This window comes from Streptomyces sp. NPDC079167, from assembly GCF_040686735.1.
Lineage (GTDB): Bacteria > Actinomycetota > Actinomycetes > Streptomycetales > Streptomycetaceae > Streptomyces.
Genome location: NZ_JBFBLO010000021.1, coordinates 124,009 through 130,585, shown reverse-complemented (window position 1 = coordinate 130,585; position 6,577 = coordinate 124,009). Strand labels below are relative to the sequence as shown.

8 protein-coding genes are annotated in these 6,577 nt (G+C 69.8%); 1 reads left to right on the top strand and 7 read right to left on the bottom strand.

All coding sequences use genetic code 11. The features are described from left to right. Window positions 1–244 precede the first annotated feature (244 nt). From AB0P41_RS31620 to clpS, 7 genes are all read right to left on the bottom strand, one after another. The gene (locus tag AB0P41_RS31620; protein WP_356708575.1) at window positions 245–1,195 is read right to left on the bottom strand and encodes a cysteine synthase; all 951 of its coding nucleotides are present in this window, start codon (window positions 1,193–1,195) and stop codon (window positions 245–247) included. Next, window positions 1,195–1,473 carry a MoaD/ThiS family protein gene (locus AB0P41_RS31615; RefSeq protein ID WP_356708577.1) on the bottom strand — a complete coding sequence of 93 codons (279 nt, stop codon included), beginning with the start codon at window positions 1,471–1,473 and terminating at the stop codon, window positions 1,195–1,197. Before AB0P41_RS31615 ends, AB0P41_RS31620 begins: the two co-directional genes overlap by 1 nt. Window positions 1,474–1,584: 111 nt before the next feature. Beyond that, window positions 1,585–1,698 (bottom strand): putative leader peptide, encoded by a 114-nt coding sequence (locus AB0P41_RS31610; protein ID WP_356708579.1) that lies wholly within the window; start codon window positions 1,696–1,698, stop codon window positions 1,585–1,587. Between the two features lie 119 nt (window positions 1,699–1,817). After that, window positions 1,818–2,252, bottom strand: a complete 435-nt coding sequence (locus tag AB0P41_RS31605) for a M67 family metallopeptidase (RefSeq protein ID WP_365935565.1) — start codon at window positions 2,250–2,252, stop codon at window positions 1,818–1,820. Window positions 2,253–2,364: 112 nt separating this feature from the next. Beyond that, complete coding sequence (locus tag AB0P41_RS31600) at window positions 2,365–3,795, bottom strand: amino acid permease (RefSeq protein ID WP_365935563.1); 1,431 nt, start codon at window positions 3,793–3,795, stop codon at window positions 2,365–2,367. A gap of 311 nt (window positions 3,796–4,106) precedes the next feature. Then, a complete protein-coding gene (locus AB0P41_RS31595) occupies window positions 4,107–4,694 on the bottom strand; it encodes a DUF2017 domain-containing protein (RefSeq protein ID WP_365935562.1) in 588 nt (195 codons plus the stop codon). Between the two features lie 41 nt (window positions 4,695–4,735). Beyond that, a complete protein-coding gene (gene clpS, locus AB0P41_RS31590; RefSeq protein WP_031100168.1) occupies window positions 4,736–5,044 on the bottom strand; it encodes an ATP-dependent Clp protease adapter ClpS in 309 nt (102 codons plus the stop codon). An 88-nt stretch (window positions 5,045–5,132) separates the two neighbouring features. Here clpS and AB0P41_RS31585 point away from each other — a divergent pair, with 88 nt between their 5' ends. After that, window positions 5,133–6,461, top strand: a complete 1,329-nt coding sequence (locus AB0P41_RS31585; RefSeq protein ID WP_356708587.1) for a nicotinate phosphoribosyltransferase — start codon at window positions 5,133–5,135, stop codon at window positions 6,459–6,461. The last annotated feature ends 116 nt before the right edge of the window (window positions 6,462–6,577 follow it).

Sequence of the window (6,577 nt, the reverse complement as noted above, 5' to 3'; positions counted from 1 at the left end):
GATCGCTCTGCCGCCGGGCTCGGTGGGGGACGCGCGGGGCCGGCGGAGCTTCCTGGAGACGGACGAGCTGCGGGATGTGGCGGTGTCGGGGTTCCGCCGGAAGGCGGGCGAGCTGGACGGCGAGGTGTGGGGGCGGGTGCGCGGGCTGGGGTGAGCGTGCGGGAGGCGCGGGACGGGGTCTCTTTCCCGTCCCGCGCCTCCTGGGGTGCGCGGCCGCCCGGTCGCCGGGCGGCTCGATGGCCCGTCAGGCCCAGAGCTGGCCGTGCAGGGTCTCGATGGCGGCTTCCGTCGTGGGGGCGGTGTAGACGCCGGTCGACAGGTACTTCCAGCCGCCGTCCGCGACGACGAACACGATGTCCGCGGACTCCCCCGCCTTGACGGCCTTGCGGCCGACGCCGATGGCGGCGTGGAGTGCGGCGCCGGTGGAGACGCCCGCGAAGATGCCCTCCTGCTGGAGGAGCTCCCGGGTGCGGGTGACGGCGTCGGCGGAGCCGACGGAGAAGCGGGTGGTGAGGACGGAGGCGTCGTAGAGCTCGGGGACGAAGCCCTCGTCGAGGTTGCGCAGGCCGTAGACGAGGTCGTCGTAGCGCGGTTCGGCGGCGACGATGCTGACGTCGGGCTTGTTCTCGCGGAGGTAGCGGCCGACGCCCATGAGGGTGCCGGTGGTGCCGAGGCCCGCCACGAAGTGCGTGAGGGACGGGAGGTCGGTGAGGATCTCGGGTCCGGTGGTGGCGTAGTGGGCGCCGGCGTTGTCCGGGTTGCCGTACTGGTAGAGCATGACCCAGTCGGGGTGCTCGGCGGAGAGCTCCTTGGCGACGCGTACGGCCGTGTTGGAGCCGCCCGCGGCGGGGGACGAGATGATCTCGGCGCCCCACATGGTGAGCAGGTCGCGCCGCTCCTGCGAGGTGTTCTCCGGCATGACGCAGACGATGCGGTAGCCCTTGAGCCTGGCGGCCATGGCGAGCGAGATGCCGGTGTTGCCGCTGGTGGGTTCGAGGATCGTGCAGCCGGGTGTCAGGCGGCCGTCCTTCTCCGCCTGCTCGACCATGTGGAGCGCGGGGCGGTCCTTGATCGAGCCGGTGGGGTTGCGGTCCTCCAGCTTGGCCCAGATCCGGACGTCCTCGGACGGGGACAGCCGCGGGAGGCGGACCAGGGGTGTGTTGCCCACGGCCGCCAGCGGGGAGTCGTACCGCATCAGCGCATGCCGCCGGCGACGGCCGGGAGGATGGTGACGTTGTCGCCGTCGGTGAGCTTCGTGGAGATGCCGTCGAGGAAGCGGACGTCCTCGTCGTTGAGGTAGACGTTCACGAAGCGGCGCAGCTGGTCGCCGTCGACGATGCGCTCACGGATGCCGTTGTGGCGGGTCTCCAGGTCGGCGAGGAGGTCGGCGAGGGTCTCCCCGCTGCCTTCGACGGCCTTGGCGCCGTCGGTGTAGGTGCGGAGGATGGTCGGGATGCGGACCTCGATGGCCATGGCGTGGGCTCCTGTCGAAAGCGTGGAGGTGGCGTGGGGCGCGCGTTCGCGCCCCCGCGCTGGGGTGGTGCGTACGTGGTTGCGCTCGGACCGCGGCTCAGGCCGTGCGGTTCACGGGCAGGCGGCAGCCGGACACATCGCGCTGGAGAGCCTGCACAGGTCGACGTGCAGCCGCGCGACGAGCAGCATGCCCGGCGTCTTGTCGCTCACGTCAGTGGGAACCATGCGCTCATCGTATCGATTCCCCACCCCGGACCCGGAGTGTGATCCCACATGGTGGATGGTGAGCGTTCGCCAGTCGGACACGCGGCGGGAGCCGGTGGTTCCGGAAGCGCCGCCGGACATCAGTCCGCCGGGGGGTACGCCTCGACGATCCGGACCTCTTCCTCGGTGATCTCGCCGTCCACGATGCGGTACGAGCGGAACTGGAAGGGGCCCGCGTCGTCGGTGTCGGCGGTGGAGACCAGCACGTAGTGGGCGCCGGGCTCGTTGGCGTAGGTGACGTCGGTGCGGGAGGGGTAGGCCTCGGTCGCGGTGTGGGAGTGGTAGATGATCACCGGCTCCTCGTCGCGGTCGTCCATCTCGCGGTAGAGCTTCAGCAGGTCCGTGGAGTCGAACTCGTAGAAGGTGGGTGAGCGCGCGGCGTTGAGCATGGGGATGAAGCGTTCGGCGCGGCCCGTTCCGGCGGGGCCGGCGACCACTCCGCAGGCTTCGTCGGGGTGGTCCGCGCGGGCGTGCGCGACGATCTGGTCGTGGAGCGCCTGGGTAAGGGTCAGCATGGCGCCAGGATAGACAGACGGGCCCTCGCGTACCGAAGGGTGGTACGCGAGGGCCCGGATGCCGGACAGGGCCGTTGGGGCGGCCGGTGTCCCGGGGCTGCCGTGGCGCGGTTCAGCGCTTGGCGAAGGCCTTGTTGTCGGGGTTGCGGGCCTTGAGCACGAGGTAGGAGACGCCGAGGATCAGGCCCCACACGGGTGCGCAGTAGAGCGAGATCCTGGCGTCCTTGTCGATGGCCATCATGATGATGACGAGGCCGATGAAGGCGAGGGCGAACCAGCTGCTGAAGGGCGCTCCGGGTGCCTTGAAGGTGGACTGGGGCAGTTCGCCCCGGTCGGCCTTGGCGCGGAAGCGGATCTGGCAGATGAGGATCATGATCCAGGCCCACATGCCGGAGATGGTCGCGAAGGAGACGACGTAGTTGAACGCGTCGCCGGGCCACTGGTAGTTGATCCACACGCCGACGAGCATCAGGGCGGCGGAGAACGTGGTGCCGACCAGCGGGAGGCCGTTCTTCGTCAGCTTGGTGAAGGCCCTGGGTCCCTGGCCGTTGAGCGCGAGGTCCCGCAGCATGCGTCCGGTGGAGTACATGCCGGAGTTGCAGGAGGAGAGTGCCGCGGTGAGCACGACGAAGTTGACGATCGCGGCGCCGATGCCGAGGCCCATCTCCTCGAACGCGGCGACGAACGGTGAGACGCCGGGCTTGAAGGTGCTCCAGGGGACGACGGAGAGGATCATGATCAGTGCGCCGACGTAGAAGACGGCGATGCGCCACGGCACGGTGTTGATGGCCTTGGGCAGGACGGTCTTCGGGTCCTTGGACTCGCCGGCGGTGACGCCGACGAGTTCGACGGCGAGGAACGCGAACATCACGATCTGGAGGGTCATCAGCGTGCCGCTGATGCCTTCGGGGAAGAAGCCGCCGTCGTTCCACAGGTTGGTGACGGTCGCGGTGTCACCGGCGTCGGAGAAGCCGATGGTGAGCACTCCGGCGCAGATGAGGATCATGCCGAGGATGGCGGTGACCTTGACCATCGAGAACCAGAACTCGAGCTCGCCGAAGAGCTTCACGGAGATCAGGTTGGCGCCGTAGAGAATGATGGTGAAGACCAGTGCGGACAGCCATTGCGGGATATCCCACCAGTACGTCATATAGGTGGCCGCGGCGGTGACTTCGGTGATTCCGGTGACGACCCAGAAGAGCCAGTACGTCCAGCCGGTGACGAATCCGAAGAAGGGGCCGAGGAATTCGCGCGCGTACTCCGAGAAGGAGCCCGACACCGGGCGGTACATGAGGAGTTCGCCCAGGGCGCGCATGATGAAGAAGATGACGAGGCCCGCGATGGCGTACGCCAGGATGAGACTGGGACCGGCTCTGTCGATGGCTTTGCCGGCGCCGAGGAAGAGTCCCGTGCCGATGGCTCCGCCGATGGCGATCATCTGGATCTGGCGGGCTCCCAGGCCACGCTGGTAGCCCTCGCCCGCCGGGGCGTCGCCGGCCTTCGGGCCGTCCGCCTGTCCGTTGTCGACCTGCGCCGATGTCATGGTGGTGCGCCTTTCTCCACGCCGATCCGCGCCTTCTGCGGCGTCGGATCAGGTCCTGATCCCCCCGGATATGGATGGAGTGCCGCCGGCGTTCGGCCGGCCTGTAGCGCCCCCGGGGACAGGGGTGGCGTCCCCGGGCGGTCGTGAAGATTTATCACGGGTACCCGGTGAGGCCACCGGTCAGCATGTGGCGTACACCACAAGAAAAAGCGGACAAGCGTTTCCAGGCACGGCAAAGAGAGCTGTCCGGGTGACAGGATCGTTATTCGGATTTGAGCATCCGTTGAGCGAACCCGTGAGGTCGGCCCGGATCAGTCGGGCATCAGCGTTTCGACGAGGGTTTCCTGCAGTGCGCCGAGCCAGAGGTACGCCATCACCATCGGCTTGCGCGGATCGCTGTCGGGGAGCCGGTAGAGCGACCCGTCCTGCCCCTCGTCCTCGTCGGAGACCTCCAGGCGGGTGCCGATGGTGAGCCGGAGGTCGTTGAGGGAGCCCAGCCAGTGGTGGCACTCGTCGGGGGTGAGGCTGAGCAGCGCGCCGCTGTCCCCCACGGGCGAGAGCGCGTCGAGCGACCGTACGACGGCGAGGGCGTCGTCGCGCTTGCGGGTGCGCAGGTCGTTCTCGGTGAAGCGGCGGAACTCGGCGGAGGCCTCGCGCAGCTCCTTGTCCTCGTCGCCGTACGCCTCGGGGAAGAGCCGGGCCAGGGCGGGGTCGGACGGGGGTTCGCTGGGCCCCTCGGCGAAGAGGGCGGCGAGCGGGTCCTCGCCCTCGACGGGCTCGTCGCCGGGGCCGATCAGTTCGAGCAGCTGGACGGCGAGGGAGCGCAGGATGGCGACCTCGACCTCGTCGAGCGCGACGGACGCGCCGCCGCCTGGGGTGGCCTGGAAGTGGCCGGCCATGAATTCTCCGATGGTGGGTCGGACGGAGGGCAGCGGTGGGGTCAGTTGCGGTCCTGGGTCAGCGTGGCCCAGAGCCCGTAGCCGTGCATGGCCTGGACGTCGCGCTCCATCTCCTCGCGGCTGCCGCTGGAGACGACCGCGCGGCCCTTCTGGTGGACGTCGAGCATCAGCTTGTGCGCCTTGTCCTTCGAGTAGCCGAAGTAGGCCTGGAAGACATACGTCACATAGCTCATGAGGTTGACCGGGTCGTTGTGCACCAGCGTCACCCAGGGGACATCGGGCTCAGGGACGGCGAAGGTCTCCTCGGCCGATTCGGGACGTTCGATCTCTACGGGGGCAGCAACGCTCACCTACCCCATGCTGCCACCAGAGAGGGCCTCACGCACAAACGGCGCCCCCATCTCGTCAGTTTGACGAATAGGGAGTAGCATCCCCGGTATGAACTCAGCGGACCTTGGGCGACGGGTCGGTGTGCCGTCGACCGCGCTCTTCACCGACCAGTACGAGCTCACGATGGTGCAGGCCGCACTGAAGGCCGGCACCGCGGACCGGCGCTCCGTCTTCGAGGCCTTCACCCGCCGGCTGCCCGAGGGCCGGCGCTACGGCGTCGTCGCGGGCACCGGCCGGGTGCTGGACGCGGTGGAGAACTTCCACTTCGACGACGAGATGCTCGCCTTCCTGCGCGACCAGCGCATCGTGGACGGGCCCACCGTCGACTGGCTGGCCGACTACCGCTTCAGCGGCGACATCTGGGGCTACCCGGAGGGGGAGGTCTACTTCCCGGGCTCGCCGCTCCTGCGGGTCGAGGGCTCCTTCGCGGAGTGCGTGCTGCTGGAGACCGTCATCCTGTCGATCCTCAACCACGACTCGGCGATCGCCGCCGCCGCGTCCCGGATGTCGGCCGCCGCACAGGGCCGCCGGCTCATCGAGATGGGCGCGCGGCGCACGCACGAGCTGTCGGCGGTGGCCTCCGCCCGTGCCGCGTACGTCGGCGGCTTCCACACCACCTCGGACCTGGCGGCCGGCTTCCGCTACAACATCCCGACCGTCGGGACGAGCGCGCACGCCTTCACACTCCTGCACGACAGCGAGCGGGACGCCTTCCAGGCGCAGGTGGACTCGCTGGGCCGGGGGACCTCGCTGCTCGTCGACACGTACGACGTGACCGAGGCCGTCCGTACGGCGGTGGAGATCGCGGGCCCGGAGCTCGGGGCCGTACGGATCGACTCGGGCGACCTGCTGCTCGTCGCGCACCGGGTGCGGCAGCAGCTGGACGAGCTGGGTGCCACGGAGACGAAGATCGTGGTGACGTCCGACCTGGACGAGTACGCGATCGCCTCGCTGGCCGCCGCACCCGTCGACGCCTACGGGGTCGGCACGCAGCTGGTCACCGGGAGCGGGCACCCGACGTGCTCCATGGTCTACAAGCTGGTGGCGCGCGCCCGGTCGGCCGATCCGGCCGATCCGTTGCTGCCGGTGGTGAAGAAGTCGCTGGGCGCGAAGTCCTCCCGCGGTGGCCGCAAGTGGGCGGCGCGCAGGCTGGACGGGACGGGAGTCGCCGAGGCCGAGGTGATCGGCACCGGAGAGGTTCCGGCCGGGCTGGCGGACCGGCAGATGCAGGTGGAGCTGGTCCGGGGCGGCGAGGTGCTCGGCCGGGAGCCGCTGGAGGCGGCGCGGGAGCGCCACATCGCGGCCCGGGCGGGGCTGCCGATGTCGGCGATGCAGCTGTCCCGGGGGGAGCCGGTGCTGCCCACGGAGTACGTATGAGGCCCCTGGGTACATGTGACACCGGCCCGCGCGTGCGCCCCCGGCCGCCGGAAGGGCCCCGGCGGGGCCGGACCGGGCTCCTCCGGAACCGGCCCCGCGGTGCCGGGCGCGCAGGG